The following is a 21,812-nucleotide window of genomic DNA, read 5'->3' as shown; positions in this document are numbered from 1 at the left end:
CCACGATGAAGAAGGCCGGCCCCACGCCATGGCGTGGGGCCGGCCTTCCGCGTGCGCGTCCCGCTACCCCTCGCGCGGGTCTCGGCCGGTCTTTCTGATCAACGCCAGGTACATGGCGTCGGTCCCGTGCAGATGCGGCCACAGCTGGACGTCGGGCCCGTCCCCCAGCGCCGGTACGCCCGGCAGCAGCGGCCGCGCGTCGATCAGCTCGGCCCCGGGGTACTGCTTGAGAACGTCGGAGACCACGACCCGGGTCTCGGCGAGGTGCGGCGAGCAGGTGGCGTACCCGACGACGCCCCCGACCCGGACGGACTCCAGCGCGGTCCGCAGCAGCCCGCGCTGGAGCGGCCCGAACCCGTCGAGGTCCTCCGGCCGGCGCCGCCAGCGGGCCTCGGGCCGCCGCCGCAGGGCGCCGAGGCCCGTGCACGGCACATCCATCAGCACCCGGTCGAACGAGCCGGGCCGCCACGGCGGCCGCGTCCCGTCGGCGGCGATGACCTGGTAGGGCCCGGGGTTGCCGGCGAGGGCCTTGGCGACCAGGCCCGCGCGGTGCGGCTGCTTCTCGGAGGCGAGCAGGGCGGCCCCCCGTTCGGCGGCGAGGGCGGCGAGCAGCGCGGCCTTGCCGCCGGGGCCGGCACACCCGTCCAGCCACTTGGTGTCGGACCCGTCGAGCGGCACGTTGGCCAGCGCGAGCGCCACGAGCTGGCTGCCCTCGTCCTGCACACCCGCACGTCCGTCCCGTACGGCGTCGATGGCCCCGGGCTCACCGCCCTCGGTGAGCCGCACGGCGTACGGCGACCAGTGCCCGGCGACCGCGGCCTCCTCCCGGAGCAGCTCTTCGGTGGTGGCGCGCCCGGGCCTGGCGACGAGCGTCACCTCGGGCCGCTCGTTGTCCGCCGCGAGCAGGTCCTCGATGCCGGCCCGCCCGCCGCCGAGAGAGTCCCACAGCGCGGAGACGACCCAGCGCGGGTGCGAGTGCACTACGGCGAGATGATCCTCGGGGTCGTCGTCGTAGGGCGGGGCGACCTTCTCGATCCACTCGTCGAGATCATGGGCCGCGACCTTGCGCAGCACGGCGTTGACGAACTTGGCGCGTCCGTCGCCGAGCACGACCCGGGCCAGGTCGACGGAGGCGGACACGGCCGCGTGGGTCGGGATGCGCGTCCCGAGCAGCTGGTGCACGCCGAGGCTCAGGACGTCGAGGACCGGCGGATCGACCTCACGCAGCGGGCGGTCGACACACGCGGAGATGACGGCGTCGTAGGTCCCCTGGCGGCGCAGGGTCCCGTAGACGAGCTCGGTGGCGAGGGCCGCGTCGCGACCGTCGAACTTGTCGGGGCCTTCCTTCTCACGCGCCTTGCGCAGCAGCGGAGGCAGCACGAGGTTGGCGTACGCGTCCCGCTCGTCCACGGCCCGCAGCGCCTCGAAGGCGAGGAGTCGGACGGGGTCCTTCTGGGGCCGCCGGTAGGGCTTGCCCGGCTTGCGGGAACGGTGGGGCTGGTCGCTCACGAAAAGGTGCTCCGGATTGCAGGATGGAAGGTGCGTCCAGCGTACGTCGGTGGGTACGCCGGGTGGGTATCGCGGGACGGGTGGGGCTCACGGGACGGGTGGGGCTCACGGGGCGGCGGGGCCGTCTGTATGCCGACCGGGTGGCTGTCGGCCGGGCCGCCCGTCGACCAGCTCGGCTCACAGACCGGACGGGCTCGCACGCCATGCGGCCTCGCAGACAGCGCGGGGCCGCAGACCGTGCGGGGCTACCGAACATGCGACGCCGCAGACCGTGCGGGGCTACCGAACATGCGACGCCGCAGACCGTGCGGGGCTTGCGAAGGACCGTTACGCCCCGACGCTCTCCCCGTCCCCGATCCGGACGCCCCGCGCCCAGTCGGCGGCGCGCATCGGCTTCTTGCCCTGCGCCTGCACCCACAGCAGCTCGACCGCGTACGAGCCCGTGCCGACGTGCACGCTGTTCTTGCCGACGAGCAGCGCGCCCGGGGCGAGATCGGTCCGCCCGGGAACGGGCTGGACCTGGATGAGCTTGAGCCGCTCCCCGCGGAAGGTGGTCCAGGCACCGGGGGCGGGGGTGCAGCCGCGCACGACGCGATCGACCCGCAGAGCCGGGGTGGCCCAGTCGACCTGGGCGTCCTCGACGGTGATCTTCGGCGCGAGGGTGATCCCCTCACCCGGCTGCGGTACGGCCTTCAGCGTGCCGTCCTCGATGCCGTCCATCGTCGCGGCCAGCAGCCCGCTGCCGGCGAAGGCCAGCCGGGTGAGCAGGTCCCCGCTGGTGTCGCTGGGACGGATCTCCTCGGTGACCGTCCCGTACACCGGCCCCGAGTCGAGTCCCTCCTCGATGAGGAAGGTGGAGGCACCGGTGATCTCGTCCCCCGCCATGATGGAGTGCTGCACGGGAGCGGCCCCGCGCCAGGCGGGCAGCAGCGAGAAGTGCAGGTTGACCCAGCCGCGGGCCGGGATGTCCAGCGCCACCCGGGGCAGCAGAGCCCCGTAGGCCACGACAGGGCAGCAGTCGGGCGCGATCTCCCGCAACCGCTCCAGGAACTCCGGATCCCGGGGCTTGGCGGGCCGCAGCACCTCGATGCCCGCTTCCTCGGCGCGCTGGGCGACGGGCGAGGCGACCAGCCTCCGTCCCCGGCCGGCCGGCGCGTCGGGCCGCGTGACGACGGCGGCCACCTCGTGCCGCCCGGAGGCGATCAGAGCGTCCAGAGCGGGAACGGCGACCTCGGGGGTACCGGCGAAGACGAGCTTCATGAGTGGGCGGGGCCTCTCGGGCGGGACGAACGACGGGCAACGCACAAGTTTATGACGCCGGCCGGGACAGCCGCCGACGCGGGAGGCACCACGGGAACGCCCCGCCCCCGGGGGGCGTACGCATATGCCCATACGCCCCCACACCGTGACCAGCGGAGCGAACCCGCGTTGGTCAAGAAAGAGTTGACCACACCTACTTCAACGCCGGTTCGAGAGGCTTGTTCATGGCCGACCATGCAACCCACGACGCCCAGGCCCGGGCCAGCCTGCACTTGCTGGTGCGGGACATCGAGCGCGTCCGCCGGCAGGTGGACGCACTGCGCACCCTCACCGCCCAGCTGGGCAACGTCTACCGCCCCCGCCGCTCCGGCCCGTCCACGGGCTTCGTCGTCTACGGACGCGCCCCCGCCCCCACGGTCCGCCTCGCCCAGGAACTGCGGGACAGCGTCGAGACCCTCGTCACCGCGGCGGTGGACTTCGACCGTTCGCTCGGCTTCTCGTGGGACGCGGTGGGCTCCGCGCTCGGCGTCACCAAGCAGGCCGTACACCGCCGCTACGGCGCCCGCCGCGCCGCCGCGCAGGCCGCCGCCTCCACCTCCACCGCCGAGGCGGAGCTGCCGACGGAGCCCACCACCGCCCGCACGCTCAGCGTGAACACGGGCATCCCGACGGTTCCCACGGTCCCCGCCGCCCGGTCGATGCCGACCCAGCCGACGGCCGGCAGCCCGGCCCTGCGCGAAGCCGGCGCCCCGACCCTGCGCGAAGCCGGCAGCCAGGCTCTGCGCGACGAGGCCCGGTCGACCGCCTTCCCCGGCCCGCGCAACGGCTGACGCACCGCACCCGACATCGTGCACCTCCCCACCCTGCCCTCTCGGCCCACGCCCGAGAGGGCAGCCGCATACCGGCCTCCCCGCATGCCGGCCCGTCGGCTTCCCTCTCCCCCGCACGGCGACCCGTCGGCTTTCCTCACCCCGGCATACCGGCCCCCGCCGACGCGCCTCCCCCGCACACCGGCCCCCGCCGACTTCCCTCACCCCGGCATGCCGGCCCCGCAGACTTCCCTCACCCTCACGCGGCGACCCTGTCGGCCTCTCTCGCCTCCGCACGGCGCCCCCGCCGACTTCCCTCACCCCACTCGGCGGCCCCGCCGACTTCCCTCACCCCGCTCGGCGACCCCGCCGGCCTCTCTCGCCTCCACACGGCGCCCCCGCCGACTCCCCTCACCCCCGCACACCGGCCCCCACCGGCCCCCACCGACTTCCCTCACCCCACTCGGCGACCCCGCCGGCCTCTCTCGCCTCCACACGCCCGCCCCGCCGACTCCCCTCACCCCCGCACACCGGCCCCCGCCAACTCCCCTCACCCCCGCACACCGGCCCCCCGGCTCGCCTCACGTTCCTCATCCGATGTCCGGCGGATCGATCCGCACCCGCACCGCCTCCTCACCGCCCCGGGCCATCCGGGCCGCCTGTGCCGTCTTGAGGGCGGCTGCCAGCGCGGCGCCCCTCCCCGGCGGCACCCGGATCAGCGCCCGCTCCCACTCCTCCCCGGGCGGCGGGGCCCCCGGCCGCCGGGGCCGCCCCACCGGGCCGGCCGGCACCGGAACCGGCCCCAGCAGTTCCGCCTCCCGCGGCAGTTCGACGGCCGCCAGGAACGTCGCCAGGGCCTCCGTCGTCCCCGACACCGCCGCCATCCGCGACACCGGCGGAAAGCCCAGCTCGGCCCGCTCGGCGAGCTCCCGCACCGCGTGCCCCACGGGATCCCAGCGCACCAGCGCCTGCACCGGCCGCAGGGTCGGCTCGGCCACGACGACCACGGTCCCCCCGTCCTCCGACGGCCGTACGAGTGCGGCGGCCGCGATCCAGCGGCGCAGCGCGTCCTCGCCGGCCCGCAGGTCGGGCCGGCCGAGCATGGCCCAGCCGTCCAGCAGCAGCGCGGCCGCGTATCCGCCCTCGGCGACCGGCTCGGCCCCGGGCGTGGACACGACGAGCGCGGGCGTCCCCGGCACGGTGTCCAGCACCTGCTCGCGCCCCGACGTCCGCACCGGCACGGCGGGAAACGCCCGCCCCAGCTCCTCGGCGGTCCGCCGGGCCCCCACGACCTGGGCCCGCAACCGGAACGAACCGCACTCCGGACAGTGCCACGCGCTCTCCTCGCGCCCGCACCACCCGCACCACAGGGCGCCTGCGTCCCGCGCCTCCAGCGGCCCGGCGCAGTGCCGGCACCGGGCGGCGGCGCGGCACTGCGCACACGCCATCCGCGGCACATAGCCCCGCCGGGGCACCTGCACGAGCACTGGCCCGTGCCGCAGTCCCTCACGGGCCGACTGCCAGGCGAGGGTGGGCAGCCGGGCGGCCCGGGCGGCCTCGTCGCGCGCGAGGTCCAGGTCGCCCACCGTGCGCACCAGCGGAGCGCTGCGCCGCACCTGTTCCCGGGCGGCGATCAGCGGACGCGCCCACCCGCTCTCGACGAGCTGCGCGCCCTCCACGGTGCAGCTCCACCCCCCCAGCAGGAAAGCGCACCTGTCCTGCGCCGCGCGCAGCAGCAGCACCTCGCGCGCGTGGGGCTGCGGCGCGTGCTGTTCGCTGTGGCTGTCGTCCCCGTCGTCCCAGAGCGCGACCAGACCGAGGTCCTGCACCGGCGCGAACATCGCCGCACGGGTCCCGACCACCGCCCGCACGGACCCCCGCCGTACGGCCAGCCACTCCCGGTACCGCTTCTCGGGCCCGGCGTCCGCGGTGAGCAGCGCGTGCCGCCCCTCGCCCAGCGACGCCGTCAGCGCCGCGTCGACCCGCGCGGCGGCCCGCCCGTCGGGTACGACGACCAGTGCCCCGCGCCCCGAGGCGAGCGTCGCGGTGACGGCCCGCGCCAGCTCCTCGCTCCATGCGGGACCGGGCAGGGCGTTCCACACCGCCCGTGGCGCGCCCCCGGACGCCAGCGACTCGAGGAACGCGCCCCCTCGCTCGTACCGCTCCCAGGACCCGGTCTCCGGGGCCCTCGGCGGGGGCAGCGGGACAGGGGAGGGCCGCTGCTCGGCACGGGCGTTGCGCGGCGGCACGGCCAGCTGGAGGACGTCGGCCAGGCTCCCCGCGTAGCGGTCGGCCACGGCCCGGGCCAGCCCCAGCAGCTCCTGGCTCAGCACCGGCTCGGGCGACACCACCTGGGCGAGCGCCGCCAGCGGCCCGGGGTAGTCCGAGGCGGCGAGCCGCTCGACGAGGAAACCGTCGATGAGCCCCCCGCCCTCGCGCCGCCCTTCCCGCACCCGCCCGCGACCGGCCCCGAACCGCACCCGTACCCGCACTCCCGGCTGGGCGTCGGTGTCCAGGTCGGCCGGCACCGCATAGTCGAAGTACCGGTCCAGATGCAGTACGCCCTTGTCGACGAGCACCCGCGCGACCGGCAGCTCCCCGGCCAGCGCCGCTCCCCGCCATGTCCGGGGCTTGGCCCGCGGCGTTTTGGCCTGCCGCACGCTCTCCCGGATCAACGCGAGCTGCTCGGGCGGCGCGCCCTCCCCGGCCGCGCCACCGTCCCCCTGCCCGTTCTCGCTGCTCACACCTGCATTCTTACCAAACGCCACTGACAACCGAGGGCGTCCGAAGGCGCCCCGGCGTCACCCTCCCGAGTTCAAGTCGGCCGCGGCACGCGTCCTGCCAGTTTCACCGCACGCCCAAAGGCGCACTCCACCGAAGTAGCCGCGACCTTCGCACCGGAAGATCACCAGCCTACGAAGTCCCGATCCACCCCGCGAGCCAATTGCGCTGCCCGCCGGCGTCCCCTCAGACGCACCGAGGCCCGGCTCCCCAGGGAGAAGCCGGGCTCGGCGGGTCGCTGAACGGGCCGGCTTACAGACCAGCGGCCTTGCGCAGCGCGTCCACGCGGTCCGTGCGCTCCCACGTGAAGTCGGGCAGCTCACGGCCGAAGTGGCCGTACGCGGCGGTCTGGGCGTAGATCGGGCGCAGCAGATCGAGGTCGCGGATGATCGCGGCCGGACGGAGGTCGAAGACCTCGTCGATGGCCTTCTCGATCTTCTCGGCGTCGACCTTGGCGGTGCCGAAGGTCTCGACGAAGAGACCGACCGGCTCGGCCTTGCCGATGGCGTAGGCGACCTGGACCTCGCAGCGGGCGGCGAGACCCGCCGCCACCACGTTCTTCGCCACCCAGCGCATCGCGTACGCGGCGGAGCGGTCGACCTTGGACGGGTCCTTGCCGGAGAAGGCGCCGCCGCCGTGCCGGGCGAAGCCGCCGTAGGTGTCGATGATGATCTTGCGGCCGGTGAGGCCCGCGTCACCCATCGGGCCGCCGATCTCGAAGCGGCCGGTCGGGTTCACCAGCAGGCGGTAGTTCTCGGTGTCGATCTTGATGCCCTCGTCCAGGAGCGCCTTCAGCTCCGGCTCCACCACGAACTCGCGGATGTCGGGGGCCAGCAGGGAGTCCAGGTCGATGTCGCTCGCGTGCTGCGAGGAGATGACGACCGTGTCGAGACGGACGGCCTTGTCGCCGTCGTACTCGATGGTGACCTGGGTCTTGCCGTCGGGGCGCAGGTAGGGGATGGTCCCGTTCTTGCGGACGTCCGACAGGCGCTTCGACAGGCGGTGCGCCAGGAAGATCGGCAGCGGCATCAGGGTCGGCGTCTCGTCCGACGCGTAGCCGAACATCAGGCCCTGGTCGCCGGCGCCCTGGCGGTCCAGCTCGTCCTCGTCGCCCTCGACGCGGTTCTCGTACGCCGTGTCGACACCCTGGGCGATGTCAGGCGACTGCGCGCCGATGGACACCGAGACACCGCAGGAGGCGCCGTCGAAGCCCTTCTTGGAGGAGTCGTAGCCGATCTCGAGGATCTTGTCGCGCACCAGCTGGGGAATCGGCGCGTAGGCCTTGGTGGTGACCTCACCGGCCACATGCACCAGACCGGTCGTGATCAGGGTCTCGACGGCGACCCGGGAGGCCGGGTCCTCACGCAGCAGGGCGTCGAGGATGGTGTCGCTGATCTGGTCAGCGATCTTGTCGGGGTGACCCTCGGTCACAGACTCCGAAGTGAAAAGGCGACGGGACACAACGCTCCCTGGGGTTGCAGCGGCTGCTGGCTGATCATTGGCGGACGCGACAGGAGCTGCGCCCGGCGTCGTCCGAGAACAGTTTATCGGTCGTGCCCCGCCACGGGCCCACCCGTCTCGCCTCTCGGGAGCGCTGTGACCTGCGGCACGGGCATTCTGCCGAATGCCGAGCACCGTTGGCCAGGGGCGCCACACCCGAATCGACCGAGGCACGAGCCAAAGGTGAGGCGTATCGAACAGTCAGCTCAGCCGCCGCGCCACCAGGTCCCACACGATTTCGGCCAGAGCCTCCTTGGGGCCGTGCGGCACGGGCGTTTCGCCGCCTTCGGCGCCCAGTATGACGGCCTCGTTCTCCTCGGAACCGAACGTCTTGCGCTCCCCCACTTCGTTCACCACCAGCAGGTCGCAGCCCTTGCGCCGGAGCTTCGCCCGGCCGTTCGCGAGGACGTCGTCGGTCTCGGCGGCGAAGCCGACAACCACCTGGTTGGAGCGCGCCCGGTCGGCGGAGATCTCGGCGAGGATGTCTGGATTTCGCACGAGAACGATGGGGTCCGGTTCCCGGCCGTCCTGCTTCTTGATCTTGCCGGCCGCGTACGTCTCCGGCCGGAAATCGGCCACGGCGGCCGCCATGACGACCGCATCGGCGCCCGCGGCGGCCTTGAGGACCGCCTCACGCAGCTGTACGGCCGTACCGACCTGGACGACGTCGACCCCGGCCGGGTCGGGCAGGCCGGTGTTCGCCGCGATCAGCGTGACGCGGGCGCCGCGGGCGGCGGCGGTGCGGGCGAGGGCGTAGCCCTGCTTGCCGGAGGAGCGGTTGCCGAGGAAGCGGACCGGGTCGAGGGGCTCGCGGGTGCCGCCGGCGCTGACCACGACATGGCGGCCGGTGAGGTCGGGTTCGCGGACTCCCCCGGCCAGCACCCGGCGGCAGACCTCGAAGATCTCGGCCGGGTCGGGCAGCCGGCCCTTGCCGGTGTCGACGCCGGTGAGGCGGCCGACGGCCGGTTCGACGACGACGGCGCCCCGGCGGCGCAGGGTCGCCACGTTCTCCCGGGTGGCCGGGTGCTCCCACATCTCCGTGTGCATCGCGGGGGCGAAGACGACCGGACAGCGGGCCGTGAGGAGCGTGTTGGTGAGGAGGTCGTCGGCGAGGCCGTGGGCGGCCTTGGCGAGCATGTCCGCCGTGGCCGGGGCGACGACCACCAGGTCGGCGTGCTGGCCGATACGGACGTGCGGGACCTCGTGGACGTCGTCCCAGACCTCCGTGGAGACGGGGTGGCCGGAGAGGGCGGACCAGGTGGCGGCGCCGACGAAGTGCAGCGCGGACGCGGTGGGGACCACGCGGACGTCATGGCCCGACTCGGTCAGTCTGCGCAGCAGCTCGCAGGCCTTGTAGGCGGCGATGCCACCACTGACCCCCAGAACGACCTTCGGCTTGGCCACCGTCTCTCCCCGCACCTCGGAAAACGTGCGCCGCGGCTCCCGGCGTACGAGTCCATCAGACACCACAGGCCCGGCAGACGTGCTGCCGGGCCTGTGGAAAAACCTACTGCGAACCGAAAATACTACTGAGCCGGACCCTCAACGGCCTCGGACGTCAGCAGACCGGCGTTGATCTCGCGCAGGGCGATCGAGAGCGGCTTCTCGTGGACGTGGGTGTCCACGAGCGGACCGACGTACTCGAGGAGGCCCTCGCCGAGCTGCGAGTAGTACGCGTTGATCTGGCGGGCCCGCTTCGCCGCGTAGATCACGAGGCTGTACTTCGAGTCGGTGGCCTCGAGGAGCTCGTCGATCGGCGGGTTGATGATGCCCTCGGGCGCGGAGATGGAAGAGGACACGCTCTACCTTCCGATGGATGGGAAAAGAATGGTCGCGATCACAGGCTCGTAATCACACAACACCGACCAAGGCTAGCAGCTCACGAGCCACGTCCTCGACGGAGGTGTTGACAAGGGTCACGTCGAACTCCGGCTCGGCCGCGAGTTCGATCTTCGCGGCCGCCAGGCGGCGCTCGATCACCTCGGGGGGTTCGGTGCCCCGCCCGGTCAGCCGGCGGACCAGTTCCTCCCAGGAGGGAGGGGCCAGGAAGACCAGCTGCGCGTCGGGCATGGACTCGCGGACCTGCCGGGCACCCTGGAGGTCGATCTCCAGGAGGACCGGCTCGCCGGACTCCAGGCGCTCGAGCACGGCGGTGCGCGGAGTGCCGTAACGGTTGCCGGCGAACTCGGCCCACTCCAGCAACTCGCCGTTGGCGATCAGCTTGTCCATCTCCTCGTCGGTGACGAAGAAGTAGTGGACTCCGTGCTTCTCGCCCGGCCGGGGCCTACGGGTCGTCGCCGACACCGAGAGCCAGACCTCGGGATACTGCTTGCGCATATGAGCGACGACCGTGCTCTTGCCGACCCCGGAGGGGCCGGAGAGCACGGTCAGCCGCGGACGTGCGTCCGGGGGTTCGGGGGTCGTCCCCCGGAGTGTTACTGCCATGCAGCGATTATTCCAGCAAACCCGGAGTGCCCGGGACTCCTGTCCCGCAGGAGCCGGGAATCAGGCGCCGGTGCTGCCGAACTCACGCTCCAGGGACGCGATCTGGTTGGAACCGAGGCCGCGCACGCGGCGGCTCTCGGAGATGCCGAGTCGCTCCATGATCTGCTTGGCGCGGACCTTGCCCACGCCCGGGAGCGACTCCAGGAGGGCGGAGACCTTCATCTTGCCGATGACGTCGTTTTCCTGACCCTGCTTGATGACCTCGTGAAGCGAGGCGCCGGAGTGCTTCAGTCGATTCTTGACCTCGGCCCGCTCCCGGCGAGCCGCGGCGGCCTTTTCGAGCGCGGCTGCGCGCTGTTCGGGGGTAAGGGGCGGAAGAGCCACGCCTACGTCACCTCGGATGTCGAACTGTCGGATACGGACCGGTGAGGAACCTGGTCGGCCCTCACCTGGTGAGCTACGGGCAACACGCTGCCCGTTCACTCTCCGTCGGAGACTAGCGGCCAACTCCGCCAGAGTCAGCGAGAACCGAGGAAAAGTCCTGGTCAGCCTCCACCAGGCCGGACATTTAAGACATAATGCCCCGGATTTGAGGATGTATCCAGGCTCAAGTCGCCCCCGGGCCGCCCGCCGAACCCCCGGTCGGGCGGCCGGCACCTCTCAGACGGAGGCCACGGCGGCCCGGACCTCTCGCGCGAACCGATCCACGGCGTCACGCAGAGCGACGACGTCGGGACCGTGACGCAACACACCCCTACTCACGTTCGGTACGACATTGCGCACCGCGGAGCCGAACACGCGCGGGAGGTCCGCCGGGGTCGCCCCCTGAGCACCTACGCCGGGCGCGAGGAGCGGGCCGTTGATGTCCAGGTCGTACGAGGAGAGGTCGCCGAGCGTGGCGCCTACGACCGCCCCGAAGGAGCCCAGCGGCTCCTCCCCCACGTTCTCCGCGGCCAGGTGCGCCAGCATCGTCGCGCCCACGCTGCGCCCGTCGGCCCGCACCGCGTGCTGGACCTCGCCGCCCTCCGGGTTGGAGGTCAGCGCGAGCACGAACAGCCCGGCGCCGCTCTCCCGGGCCAGCGCCACCGCGGGGGACAGGGACCCGTAGCCGAGGTACGGCGAGACGGTGAGGGCGTCCGAGAACAGCGGGGCGTCCCTGTGCAGGAAGGACTCGGCGTACGCGGCCATGGTCGAGCCGATGTCACCGCGCTTGGCGTCCATCACGACCAGGGCGCCGGCCGCCCGGGCCTCCCGCACCGAGTCCTCCAGGACGGCGACTCCGCGCGAGCCGAACCGCTCGAAGAAGGCGCTCTGCGGCTTCAGCAGGGCGACCCGGTCGGCCGTCGCCTCGACGACCGTGCGGCTGAACCGCTCCAGACCGGCGACGTCGTCGTTCAGGCCCCACTCGGCGAGCAGGGAGGCGTGCGGGTCGATGCCGACGCAGAGCGGGCCGCGCTCGTCCATGGCCCGGCGCAGCCGCGCGCCGAAGGGCTCCGGGGTCATGCCGTCTTCCTCACGTCGGCGCCGACCGCGTCGGCGAGAGTGGCGTAGGGGCTCGTCCGCAGGCGGGCGGCCAGGCCCTTGTGGATCGCGCGGCCCCAGAAGGGCCCCTCGTAGATGAAGGCGCTGTAGCCCTGGACCAGCGTGGCACCGGCCAGGACGCGCTGCCAGGCGTCCTCCGCGTCCTCGACACCGCCGACGCCCACCAGGGTGACGCGGTCGCCCACGCGCGCGTAGAGGCGGCGCAGCACCTCCAGCGAGCGGGCCTTGAGGGGCGCCCCGGACAGTCCGCCGGTCTCCTTCACCAGGGAAGGTTCGGATGCCAGACCGAGCCCCTCGCGCGCGATGGTGGTGTTGGTGGCGATGATCCCGTCCAGGCCTAGCTCCACGGCCAGGTCGGCGACCGCGTCGACGTCCTCGTCTGCCAGGTCCGGGGCGATCTTCACCAGCAGCGGGACACGCCGTGCGGTCACCACCCGGTCGGCGGCCTCGCGGACGGCGCTGAGCAGCGGCCGCAGCGCGTCGGTGGCCTGAAGGTTGCGCAGGCCCGGCGTGTTCGGGGAGGACACGTTCACGACCAGGTAGTCGGCGTAGGGCGCGAGCCGCTCGGTCGACTTCACGTAGTCGCCGACAGCCTCCTCCTCCGGTACGACCTTGGTCTTGCCGATGTTGACGCCCACCACGGGCTTGAAGACCGGCGTACGGGAGGCGAGGCGCGCGGCGACGGCCAGCGAGCCCTCGTTGTTGAAGCCCATCCGGTTGATCAGCGCCCGGTCCTTCACGAGCCGGAACAGCCGCTTCCCGGGGTTGCCGGGCTGCGGCTCACCGGTGACGGTGCCGATCTCCACGTGGTCGAAGCCCAGCATCGACATCCCGTCGATGGCGACGGCGTTCTTGTCGAAGCCGGCGGCGAGGCCGAAGGGGCCGTGCATGCGCAGCCCGAAGGCCTCGGTGCGCAGTTCCTCGTACCGGGGGGCCAGGGCGGCCGCGACGAACGTGCGCAGCACCGGGACGCGGACCGCGAGCCGGATCCAGCGGAAGGCCAGGTGATGGGCGCGCTCGGGGTCCATCCGACGGAAGACCAGCCGGAAGAATTGCTTGTACATGTGATGTCCTCCGATGAGCCTCGCGCAGAGGTCTCATGAAGAGAGCCTCGGGCAGAGGTCTCATGAAGAGGGGGACACCGTTTCCGGTGTCCCCCCGAGGGCTGTCAGTCGCGGGCCGCGGTCAGATGTTCCGCGTGTTCCTGGAGCGAGCGGACGCCCACTTCCCCGCGGTTGAGGGCGTCGATGCCCTGGACGGCCGCGGCGAGCGCCTGGACCGTCGTCAGGCACGGCACCGACCGTGCCACGGCCGCCGTACGGATCTCGTAGCCGTCGAGGCGGCCGCCGGTGCCGTACGGGGTGTTGACGATGAGGTCGACCTCACCGTCGTGGATGAGCTGGACGATGGTCTTCTCGCCGTTCGGGCCGGTGCCCTCGGACTGCTTGCGCACGACCGTGGCGTTGAGACCGTTGCGCCTGAGGACCTCGGCGGTGCCGGAGGTGGCGAGCAGCTCGAAGCCGTGGGCGACCAGCTCCCGGGCCGGGAAGATCATCGAGCGCTTGTCGCGGTTGGCGACCGAGATGAACGCGCGGCCCTTGGTGGGCAGCGGGCCGTACGCGCCCGCCTGCGACTTGGCGTACGCCGTGCCGAAGACGGAGTCGATGCCCATGACCTCGCCGGTGGAGCGCATCTCCGGGCCCAGGACGGTGTCGACACCGCGGCCGGAGGTGTCCCGGAAGCGGGTCCACGGCATCACGGCCTCCTTGACGGAGATCGGCGCGTCCAGCGGCAGCTCACCGCCGTCGCCGGTCGCCGGGAGCAGCCCCTCGGCGCGCAGTTCGGCGACGGTCGCGCCCAGCGAGATCCGGGCGGCGGCCTTGGCCAGCGGTACCGCGGTCGCCTTCGAGGTGAAGGGGACCGTGCGGGACGCGCGCGGGTTGGCCTCCAGGACGTAGAGGATGTCGCCCGCCATCGCGAACTGGATGTTGATCAGACCGCGCACGCCGACGCCCTTGGCGATCGCCTCGGTCGAGGCCCGCAGCCGCTTGATGTCGAAGCCGCCCAGGGTGATCGGGGGCAGGGCGCACGCCGAGTCGCCGGAGTGGATGCCGGCCTCCTCGATGTGCTCCATGACGCCGCCGAGGTACAGCTCCTCGCCGTCGTAGAGCGCGTCGACGTCGATCTCGATGGCGTCGTCGAGGAAGCGGTCGACGAGGACCGGCCGGGTGGGGCTGATCTCGGTGGACTCGGCGATGTAGGACGACAGCCGGGTCTCGTCGTAGACGATCTCCATGCCGCGGCCGCCGAGCACGTACGAGGGCCGTACCAGGACCGGGTAGCCGATCTCGTCCGCGATGGCCTTGGCCTCGGCGAAGGTGGTGGCCGTGCCGTGCTTCGGGGCCGGCAGACCGGCCTCGGCGAGCACCCGCCCGAAGGCGCCCCGGTCCTCGGCCGCGTGGATGGCCTCGGGCGGGGTGCCGACGATCGGCACCCCGTTGTCCTTCAGCGCCTGCGCCAGGCCCAGCGGGGTCTGGCCGCCGAGCTGGACGATCACACCGGCGATCGGGCCGGCCAGCGACTCCGCGTGCACGATCTCCAGCACGTCTTCCAGCGTCAGCGGCTCGAAGTACAGACGGTCGGAGGTGTCGTAGTCCGTGGAGACGGTCTCCGGGTTGCAGTTGACCATCACGGTCTCGTACCCGGCCTCGGACAGTGCGAAGGAGGCGTGGACGCAGGAGTAGTCGAACTCGATGCCCTGGCCGATGCGGTTCGGGCCGGAGCCCAGGATGATGACGGCCGGCTTCTCGCGGGGCGCGACCTCGTTCTCCTCGTCGTAGGAGGAGTAGAAGTACGGCGTCTTCGCGGCGAACTCGGCGGCGCAGGTGTCGACGGTCTTGTAGACCGGGCGGATGCCCAGCGCGTGCCGGACCTCGCGGACGACGTCCTCGCGCAGCCCGCGGATCTCGGCGATCTGCTGGTCGGAGAAGCCGTGCCGCTTGGCCTCGGCGAGCAGGTCGGCGTCCAGGCGGTCGGCGGCTGCCAGCTCGTCGGCGGTTTCCTTGATGAGGAAGAGCTGGTCGACGAACCAGGGGTCGATCTTCGTGAACTCGAAGACCTCCTCGGGGGTGGCACCCGCGCGGATGGCCTGCATGACGGTGTTGATGCGGCCGTCGGTGGGCCGTACGGCCTCCCGCAGCAGCTCGTCCTTGTCGCCGGGCTCACCGACGAACGTGAACTGGCTGCCCTTCTTCTCCAGCGAGCGCAGCGCCTTCTGGAAGGCCTCGGTGAAGTTGCGGCCGATGGCCATGGCCTCGCCGACCGACTTCATGGTCGTGGTCAGCGTGGAGTCGGCGCTCGGGAACTTCTCGAAGGCGAAACGCGGGGCCTTGACCACCACGTAGTCGAGCGTGGGCTCGAAGGAGGCCGGGGTCTCCTGGGTGATGTCGTTGGGGATCTCGTCCAGGGTGTAGCCGACGGCGAGCTTGGCCGCGATCTTGGCGATCGGGAAGCCGGTCGCCTTCGAGGCGAGGGCCGAGGAACGCGACACGCGCGGGTTCATCTCGATGACGATGACCCGGCCGTCCTCGGGGTTCACCGCGAACTGGATGTTGCAGCCGCCGGTGTCGACGCCCACCTCGCGGATCACGGCGATGCCGATGTCACGCAGGATCTGGTACTCACGGTCGGTCAGCGTCATCGCCGGGGCGACGGTGATCGAGTCGCCGGTGTGCACGCCCATCGGGTCGAAGTTCTCGATGGAGCAGACGACCACGACGTTGTCGTGCTTGTCGCGCATCAGCTCCAGCTCGTACTCCTTCCAGCCGAGGATGGACTCCTCCAGGAGCACCTCGGTGGTCGGCGAGAGCGTGAGGCCCTGGCCGGCGATGCGGCGCAGTTCCTCCTCGTCGTGGGCGAAGCCGGAACCGGCGCCGCCCATGGTGAAGGAGGGCCGGACGACGACCGGGTAGCCGCCGCCGAGCGTCTCGACGCCGGCGACGACCTCGTCCATGGTGTGGCAGATGACCGAGCGGGCCGACTCGCCGTGCCCGATCTTCGCGCGAACGGCTTCCACGACGCCCTTGAACAGGTCGCGGTCCTCGCCCTTGTTGATGGCCTCCACGTTGGCGCCGATCAGCTCGACGCCGTACTTCTCCAGGACGCCGTTCTCGTCGAGCGAGATCGCCGTGTTGAGGGCCGTCTGACCGCCCAGGGTGGGCAGCAGCGCGTCCGGGCGCTCCTTGGCGATGATCTTCTCGACGTACTCGGGGGTGATCGGCTCGACGTAGGTGGCGTCGGCGATCTCCGGGTCGGTCATGATCGTCGCCGGGTTGGAGTTGACCAGGATCACGCGCAGACCCTCGGCGCGCAGGATGCGGCACGCCTGGGTGCCGGAGTAGTCGAACTCGGCTGCCTGTCCGATCACGATCGGGCCGGAGCCGATGACCAGGACGGACTGGATATCGGTGCGCTTAGGCACGCTGGCCCTCCATCAGGGATGCGAAGCGGTCGAACAGGTAGGCGGCGTCGTGCGGGCCGGCTGCCGCTTCGGGGTGGTACTGGACGGAGAAGGCCGGCTGGTCGAGCAGCTGGAGCCCCTCCACGACGTCGTCGTTCAGGCAGACGTGGGAGACCTCGGCGCGGCCGAACTTCGTCTCGCTGACCCGGTCGAGCGGCGCGTCCACGGCGAAGCCGTGGTTGTGCGCGGTGACCTCCACCTTGCCGGTCGTACGGTCCTGGACCGGCTGGTTGATGCCGCGGTGGCCGTACTTCAGCTTGTAGGTGCCGAAGCCGAGGGCGCGGCCGAGGATCTGGTTGCCGAAGCAGATGCCGAACAGGGGCGTCCCGCGCTCCAGCACCGCGGTCATCAGCGCGACGGGTCCTTCGGCGGTGGCCGGGTCGCCCGGACCGTTGGAGAAGAACACGCCGTCGGGGTTGACGGCGTAGACGTCCTCGGCGGACGCGGTCGCCGGGAGCACGTGCACCTCGATGCCGCGCTCGGCCATGCGGTGCGGGGTCATGCCCTTGATGCCGAGGTCGACGGCGGCGACGGTGAACCGCTTCTCGCCGACCGCGGGGACGACGTAGGCCTCCTTGGTGGCGACCTCCTCGTAGAGGCTCGCTCCCTTCATGTGCGGCTGGGCCTGCACGCGCGCGAGGAGCTCGGTCCCGGAACCGATCGCCTCGCCGGAGAAGATGCCGGCGCGCATCGAGCCGCACTCGCGGAGGTGGCGGGTGAGTGCGCGGGTGTCGATGCCGGAGATGCCGACGATGTCCTGCTGGACCAGGGCCTCGTCCAGGGACCGCGTGGCGCGCCAGTTGGAGGGCACGCGCGCGGGGTCGCGCACCACGTAGCCGGAGACCCAGATGCGGCCCGACTCGTCGTCCTCGTCGTTCCACCCGGTGTTGCCGATCTGCGGGGCGGTCGCGACGACGATCTGGCGGGCGTACGACGGGTCGGTGAGGGTCTCCTGGTAGCCGGTCATGCCGGTGGAGAACACCGCTTCGCCGAAGGTCTCCCCCACGGCCCCGTAGGCACGGCCGCGGAAGATCCGGCCGTCCTCCAGGACGAGTACGGCGGGAACCCTGGTGGTTCCCCTGGTGGAGGTCGTCATCGTGCGCCTTCCGTTTCCGTCGGGTTCTCGGTCTTGTCGATCATGGAGTTGATGGTGTCGACCCACTCGTTGTGCTCGGCCGCGTGGTCCGACCGGAAACCGGAGTCGAGCAGCTTGTCGCCGTGCGCCCAGGTCACCACCAGCAGCCCGCCCTCGGTGAGGACCTTGCCCGCGATGCCCTTGTCGAGCCGGGCCTCGCGCAGTGCGGCGGCCGGGACGAAGAAGTCGGTCGCGCCGGGGCGTACGACGTCCAGTCCCGCGTCCGTCAGGGTGAGCTCGACCCGGCTGCGGGTGCCCAGGCCGTGCGCCACGATGCGGTCGAGCCACTGTCCGGCGGTGGTGGAGCCGTGGTAGCGGCCGCTCATGCCCAGTCTCGCCGGGCCGGGGTCGTCCGGCGCGGTGAGGAGCTCAGGCAGGTCGCCCTGGAGCGTGCCGCGCCACTTCCAGCCCTCGCGCATCAGCCAGTAGACGAGCGCGACGAACAGTCCGAGGCCGACCACCCAGCCGATCCGCGCGGCCCAGTCGGTCACCGCGGCCGATTCCTTCTCGGCCGCGAGCAATAGTGCAGCAGATGTCACGTGAGCTTCCCGTCGACGAGCGTGGCCTTGCCCCGGAGCCACGTGTGCGTGACACGGCCCGGCAGCTCGCGCCCCTCGTACGGGGTGTTCCGGCTGCGCGAGGCGAAGCCCGCGGGGTCCACGGACCCACGGTATTCCGTGTCGACGAGCGTGAGGTTGGCGGGCTCACCTGCCGAGACGGGACGCCCGTGGCCCTTGGCCTGCCCGATGAGGGCGGGCTTGAAGGACATCCGGCTCGCGACCCCGGCCCAGTCCAGCAGGCCCGTCCCGACCATCGTCTCCTGGACCACCGACAACGCGGTCTCCAGGCCGACCATGCCCATGGCGGCCGCGGCCCACTCGCAGTCCTTGTCCTCGTGCGGGTGCGGGGCGTGGTCGGTGGCGACGATGTCGATGGTGCCGTCGGCGAGCGCCTCGCGCAGGGCGAGCACGTCCTTTTCGGTGCGCAGCGGCGGGTTCACCTTGTAGACCGGGTCGTACGACCGGACCAGCTCATCCGTGAGGAGCAGGTGGTGCGGGGTGACCTCGGCGGTGACGTCGATGCCGCGGGACTTGGCCCAGCGGACGATCTCGACCGAGCCGGCGGTGGAGAGGTGGCAGATGTGCACCCGGGAGCCGACGTGCTCGGCGAGCAGGACGTCCCTGGCGATGATCGACTCCTCGGCCACCGCGGGCCAGCCGCCGAGCCCCAGCTCGGCGGAGACGACGCCCTCGTTCATCTGGGCGCCCTCGGTCAGCCTCGGCTCCTGCGCGTGCTGGGCGACGACACCGCCGAAGGCCTTCACGTACTCCAGGGCCCGGCGCATGATCACGGCGTCGTCGACGCACTTGCCGTCGTCGGAGAAGACGGTGACACCGGCGGCCGACTCGTGCATGGCGCCGAGCTCCGCGAGCTTCCTGCCCTCCAGGCCGACGGTGACGGCGCCGATTGGCTGCACATCGCAGTAGCCGTGCTCCTGCCCGAGCCGGTAGACCTGCTCGACCACACCGGCGGTGTCGGCGACGGGGAAGGTGTTGGCCATGGCGAAGACGGCCGTGTAGCCACCGGAAGCGGCCGCGCGGGTGCCCGTCAGCACCGTCTCGGAGTCCTCGCGGCCCGGCTCGCGCAGATGGGTGTGCAGGTCGACCAGGCCCGGCAGCAGCACCTTGCCGGCGGCCTCGACGACCTCGGCTCCCTCGGCGGACAGCCCCGTGCCGACGGCCTCGATGACCGCGCCGTCGATCAGGACGTCCTGCGGCTCACCACCGAGCACCTTCGCACCGCGGATCAGGATCTTGCTCATGGACTTACTTCTCCTCGGTGGTACGGGCGTGGCTGACGGCGGGTTCGTTGCCGCCCAGGAGCAGGTAGAGGACGGCCATCCGGATGGACACGCCGTTGGCGACCTGTTCGACGACGGTGCAGCGCTCGGAGTCGGCGACCTCGGCGGTGATCTCCATGCCGCGGACCATCGGGCCGGGGTGCATCACGATGGCGTGCTCGGGCATCCGCGCCATGCGGTCGCCGTCGAGGCCGTAGCGCCTCGAGTACTCGCGCTCGGTCGGGAAGAACGCGGCGTTCATCCGCTCGCGCTGCACGCGCAGCATCATCACCGCGTCGGACTTGGGCAGCGTGCTGTCGAGGTCGTACGACACCTCGCACGGCCAGGACTCGATGCCGACCGGCACCAGGGTGGGCGGGGCGACCAGGGTGACCTCGGCGCCCAGCGTGTGCAGCAGGTCGACGTTGGAGCGGGCCACCCGGCTGTGCAGCACGTCGCCGACGATCGTGATGCGCTTGCCGGAGAGGTCCTGGCCGAGCCCGGCGTCCCGGCCGACCAGCCGGCGGCGCATGGTGAAGGCGTCCAGGAGGGCCTGGGTGGGGTGCTGGTGGGTGCCGTCGCCCGCGTTGACGACGACCGCGTCGATCCAGCCGGAGGTGGCCAGGCGGTACGGCGCCCCGGACGCGCCGTGCCGGATGACGACCGCGTCGACGCCCATGGCCTCCAGCGTCTGTGCGGTGTCCTTCAGGGACTCGCCCTTGGACACCGACGACCCCTTGGCGGAGAAGTTGATGACGTCCGCGGAGAGGCGCTTCTCGGCGGCCTCGAAGGAGATACGCGTGCGCGTGGAGTCCTCGAAGAAGAGGTTGACGATCGTGCGGCCGCGCAGGGTCGGCAGTTTCTTGATGGGCCGGTCGGCGACCCGGGCCATCTCCTCGGCGGTGTCGAGGATCAGGACGGCGTCGTCGCGGGTGAGGTCGGCGGCCGAGATGAGATGACGCTGCATCTGTCAGGCTCCGTAAGGCAGTTCAGGTGGGGAGATCACGGGCGTGCAGGGGCACGGCTGCGCGACGCACGGCAACGGGGGCCGCACGCGCGCGTGCTACTGCTGGGCGGTCTGCTTCACACCGAGCAGCACGGTGTCGCGACCGTCCTCCTCGGCGAGCTGGACCTTGACCGTCTCCCGCAACGACGTGGGGAGGTTCTTGCCGACGTAGTCGGCGCGGATGGGCAGTTCCCGGTGGCCTCGGTCGACGAGGACCGCGAGCTGGACCGCGCGCGGGCGCCCGAGGTCGTTCAGGGCGTCGAGGGCGGCGCGGATGGTGCGGCCGGAGAAGAGCACGTCGTCGACGAGGACGACGAGCTTGCCGTCCAGGCCGTCACCGGGGATCTCGGTGCGGGCCAGCGCACGCGGCGGGTGCATGCGCAGGTCGTCGCGGTACATGGTGATGTCGAGCGAGCCGACCGGGATTTTCCGGTCGGTGATCTGCTCGAGCTTGGCGGCGAGCCGCTGGGCGAGGAAGACGCCGCGGGTCGGGATGCCGAGCAGCACCACGTCGTCGGCGCCCTTGGCGCGTTCGACGATCTCGTGGGCGATGCGGGTCAGCACGCGTGCGATGTCGGGGCCTTCGAGAACGGGCCGCGCATCGGCCTGCCGAAGATCCTGCGGGGTGTCCTGCTGGGTGTCCTGCTTGTCCATATGAAACGGACCTCCTTCTCCGCCTCACGGGACGGACCTTAAAGGACGTCGGATTTGCGCCATCTACGTTAGCAGGCCTGGAGGACACCCTCGATCACCCCCTTGGCGTAATCGGCCGGCGATACCACGGAAGCGTCGGTGTGGACCATTCGGCTTGACGCAGAAGAATCACGCTGCGTAACCTCACAGTGAGTTACCAGCACGCGGCTCCTGCCGCGTCGACACAGTGCCGGGGAGCTATATGTCCAGCGAATACGCCAAACAGCTCGGGGCCAAGCTCCGGGCGATCCGCACCCAGCAGGGCCTTTCCCTCCACGGTGTCGAGGAGAAGTCCCAGGGACGCTGGAAGGCGGTCGTGGTCGGTTCGTACGAGCGCGGCGACCGCGCCGTGACCGTGCAGCGGCTTGCCGAGCTGGCGGACTTCTACGGCGTTCCCGTGCAGGAACTGCTGCCCGGCACCACTCCGGGCGGCGCCGCCGAGCCGCCGCCGAAGCTGGTCCTGGACCTGGAGCGACTGGCCCATGTGCCGGTCGAGAAGGCGGGCCCCCTCCAGCGGTACGCGGCCACGATCCAGTCGCAGCGCGGTGACTACAACGGCAAGGTGCTGTCGATCCGCCAGGACGACCTGCGCACCCTCGCCGTCATCTACGACCAGTCGCCCTCGGTCCTGACCGAGCAGCTGATCAGCTGGGGTGTCCTGGACGCGGACGCGCGTCGCGCGGTCTCCCACGAGGAGGGCTAGCCGCTCCACGGTTGAGCAGAAACGTACCCTCGGGGTGGCCGGAACCCAGCGGTTCCGCCCACTTCTGTTT

At 71.7% G+C, this 21,812-nt stretch carries 18 protein-coding genes; 2 read left to right on the top strand and 16 right to left on the bottom strand.

Features of this window, described 5'->3' with window-relative positions:
- Positions 1 to 63: 63 nt before the first annotated feature.
- Both ACFWBB_RS39635 and fmt read right to left on the bottom strand, forming a co-directional pair.
- Complete coding sequence (locus ACFWBB_RS39635) at positions 64 to 1,509, bottom strand: RsmB/NOP family class I SAM-dependent RNA methyltransferase (RefSeq protein WP_385283197.1); 1,446 nt, start codon at positions 1,507 to 1,509, stop codon at positions 64 to 66.
- Between the two features lie 327 nt (positions 1,510 to 1,836).
- Positions 1,837 to 2,769 carry a methionyl-tRNA formyltransferase gene (gene fmt / locus ACFWBB_RS39630; protein ID WP_385283194.1) on the bottom strand — a complete coding sequence of 311 codons (933 nt, stop codon included), beginning with the start codon at positions 2,767 to 2,769 and terminating at the stop codon, positions 1,837 to 1,839.
- Positions 2,770 to 2,993: 224 nt separating this feature from the next.
- Between fmt and ACFWBB_RS39625 the strand changes: the two genes are divergently transcribed.
- On the top strand, positions 2,994 to 3,599 hold the full coding sequence (locus tag ACFWBB_RS39625) for a hypothetical protein (RefSeq protein WP_385283192.1): 606 nt from the start codon (positions 2,994 to 2,996) through the stop codon (positions 3,597 to 3,599).
- A 569-nt stretch (positions 3,600 to 4,168) separates the two neighbouring features.
- On the opposite strand, the gene ACFWBB_RS39620 is transcribed toward ACFWBB_RS39625, so the two are convergent.
- The 14 genes from ACFWBB_RS39620 to pyrR all read right to left on the bottom strand — a co-directional run bounded on the left by ACFWBB_RS39620 (position 4,169) and on the right by pyrR (position 21,000).
- Positions 4,169 to 6,322: a primosomal protein N' gene (locus ACFWBB_RS39620; protein WP_385283189.1), complete on the bottom strand. Its 2,154-nt coding sequence runs from the start codon at positions 6,320 to 6,322 to the stop codon at positions 4,169 to 4,171.
- 289 nt (positions 6,323 to 6,611) lie between these two features.
- Positions 6,612 to 7,820, bottom strand: a complete 1,209-nt coding sequence (metK, locus tag ACFWBB_RS39615) for a methionine adenosyltransferase (protein ID WP_385283186.1) — start codon at positions 7,818 to 7,820, stop codon at positions 6,612 to 6,614.
- A gap of 240 nt (positions 7,821 to 8,060) precedes the next feature.
- Positions 8,061 to 9,263, bottom strand: coding sequence for a bifunctional phosphopantothenoylcysteine decarboxylase/phosphopantothenate--cysteine ligase CoaBC (gene coaBC / locus ACFWBB_RS39610; RefSeq protein ID WP_385283183.1), 1,203 nt, complete (start codon positions 9,261 to 9,263; stop codon positions 8,061 to 8,063).
- A 122-nt stretch (positions 9,264 to 9,385) separates the two neighbouring features.
- Complete coding sequence (gene rpoZ / locus ACFWBB_RS39605; RefSeq protein WP_003988945.1) at positions 9,386 to 9,658, bottom strand: DNA-directed RNA polymerase subunit omega; 273 nt, start codon at positions 9,656 to 9,658, stop codon at positions 9,386 to 9,388.
- A gap of 52 nt (positions 9,659 to 9,710) precedes the next feature.
- The gene (gmk, locus tag ACFWBB_RS39600; protein WP_385283180.1) at positions 9,711 to 10,304 is read right to left on the bottom strand and encodes a guanylate kinase; all 594 of its coding nucleotides are present in this window, start codon (positions 10,302 to 10,304) and stop codon (positions 9,711 to 9,713) included.
- A gap of 60 nt (positions 10,305 to 10,364) precedes the next feature.
- Positions 10,365 to 10,688, bottom strand: coding sequence for an integration host factor (locus ACFWBB_RS39595; protein ID WP_026246651.1), 324 nt, complete (start codon positions 10,686 to 10,688; stop codon positions 10,365 to 10,367).
- Positions 10,689 to 10,964: 276 nt separating this feature from the next.
- Complete coding sequence (pyrF, locus tag ACFWBB_RS39590; protein WP_385283177.1) at positions 10,965 to 11,807, bottom strand: orotidine-5'-phosphate decarboxylase; 843 nt, start codon at positions 11,805 to 11,807, stop codon at positions 10,965 to 10,967.
- Positions 11,804 to 12,910, bottom strand: a complete 1,107-nt coding sequence (locus tag ACFWBB_RS39585) for a quinone-dependent dihydroorotate dehydrogenase (protein ID WP_385283174.1) — start codon at positions 12,908 to 12,910, stop codon at positions 11,804 to 11,806. Before ACFWBB_RS39585 ends, pyrF begins: the two co-directional genes overlap by 4 nt.
- A gap of 104 nt (positions 12,911 to 13,014) precedes the next feature.
- Complete coding sequence (gene carB, locus ACFWBB_RS39580) at positions 13,015 to 16,326, bottom strand: carbamoyl-phosphate synthase large subunit (RefSeq protein WP_385283171.1); 3,312 nt, start codon at positions 16,324 to 16,326, stop codon at positions 13,015 to 13,017.
- Positions 16,319 to 17,461: a glutamine-hydrolyzing carbamoyl-phosphate synthase small subunit gene (gene carA / locus ACFWBB_RS39575; protein WP_385283168.1), complete on the bottom strand. Its 1,143-nt coding sequence runs from the start codon at positions 17,459 to 17,461 to the stop codon at positions 16,319 to 16,321. Before carA ends, carB begins: the two co-directional genes overlap by 8 nt.
- On the bottom strand, positions 17,458 to 18,039 hold the full coding sequence (locus ACFWBB_RS39570) for a hypothetical protein (RefSeq protein ID WP_385283165.1): 582 nt from the start codon (positions 18,037 to 18,039) through the stop codon (positions 17,458 to 17,460). Before ACFWBB_RS39570 ends, carA begins: the two co-directional genes overlap by 4 nt.
- Positions 18,036 to 19,322 (bottom strand): dihydroorotase, encoded by a 1,287-nt coding sequence (locus ACFWBB_RS39565; RefSeq protein WP_385283162.1) that lies wholly within the window; start codon positions 19,320 to 19,322, stop codon positions 18,036 to 18,038. The genes ACFWBB_RS39570 and ACFWBB_RS39565 overlap by 4 nt, the downstream gene beginning before the upstream one ends.
- Positions 19,323 to 19,326: 4 nt before the next feature.
- Positions 19,327 to 20,307, bottom strand: a complete 981-nt coding sequence (locus ACFWBB_RS39560; protein ID WP_385283159.1) for an aspartate carbamoyltransferase catalytic subunit — start codon at positions 20,305 to 20,307, stop codon at positions 19,327 to 19,329.
- A gap of 96 nt (positions 20,308 to 20,403) precedes the next feature.
- Complete coding sequence (gene pyrR / locus ACFWBB_RS39555) at positions 20,404 to 21,000, bottom strand: bifunctional pyr operon transcriptional regulator/uracil phosphoribosyltransferase PyrR (protein WP_385283157.1); 597 nt, start codon at positions 20,998 to 21,000, stop codon at positions 20,404 to 20,406.
- A 241-nt stretch (positions 21,001 to 21,241) separates the two neighbouring features.
- On the opposite strand from pyrR, the gene bldD reads away from it, so the two are divergent.
- A complete protein-coding gene (gene bldD, locus ACFWBB_RS39550; protein WP_020128858.1) occupies positions 21,242 to 21,742 on the top strand; it encodes a transcriptional regulator BldD in 501 nt (166 codons plus the stop codon).
- The last annotated feature ends 70 nt before the right edge of the window (positions 21,743 to 21,812 follow it).

Origin of the sequence: Streptomyces sp. NPDC060000 (assembly GCF_042737375.1) — a bacterium.
In the GTDB taxonomy this organism is placed as follows: domain Bacteria; phylum Actinomycetota; class Actinomycetes; order Streptomycetales; family Streptomycetaceae; genus Streptomyces.
This window is presented reverse-complemented; position numbering and strand designations above follow the sequence as displayed.

Bases quoted from the DNA above. Each gene is read 5' to 3' on its own strand.
- fmt (WP_385283194.1), bottom strand. From the start codon at position 2,769: ATGAAGCTCGTCTTCGCCGGTACCCCCGAGGTCGCCGTTCCCGCTCTG.
- ACFWBB_RS39625 (WP_385283192.1), top strand. From the start codon at position 2,994: ATGGCCGACCATGCAACCCACGACGCCCAGGCCCGGGCCAGCCTGCAC.
- gmk (WP_385283180.1), bottom strand. From the start codon at position 10,304: ATGGCAGTAACACTCCGGGGGACGACCCCCGAACCCCCGGACGCACGT.
- pyrF (WP_385283177.1), bottom strand. From the start codon at position 11,807: ATGACCCCGGAGCCCTTCGGCGCGCGGCTGCGCCGGGCCATGGACGAG.
- ACFWBB_RS39585 (WP_385283174.1), bottom strand. From the start codon at position 12,910: ATGTACAAGCAATTCTTCCGGCTGGTCTTCCGTCGGATGGACCCCGAG.
- carA (WP_385283168.1), bottom strand. From the start codon at position 17,461: ATGACGACCTCCACCAGGGGAACCACCAGGGTTCCCGCCGTACTCGTC.
- ACFWBB_RS39565 (WP_385283162.1), bottom strand. From the start codon at position 19,322: ATGAGCAAGATCCTGATCCGCGGTGCGAAGGTGCTCGGTGGTGAGCCG.
- ACFWBB_RS39560 (WP_385283159.1), bottom strand. From the start codon at position 20,307: ATGCAGCGTCATCTCATCTCGGCCGCCGACCTCACCCGCGACGACGCC.
- pyrR (WP_385283157.1), bottom strand. From the start codon at position 21,000: ATGGACAAGCAGGACACCCAGCAGGACACCCCGCAGGATCTTCGGCAG.
- bldD (WP_020128858.1), top strand. From the start codon at position 21,242: ATGTCCAGCGAATACGCCAAACAGCTCGGGGCCAAGCTCCGGGCGATC.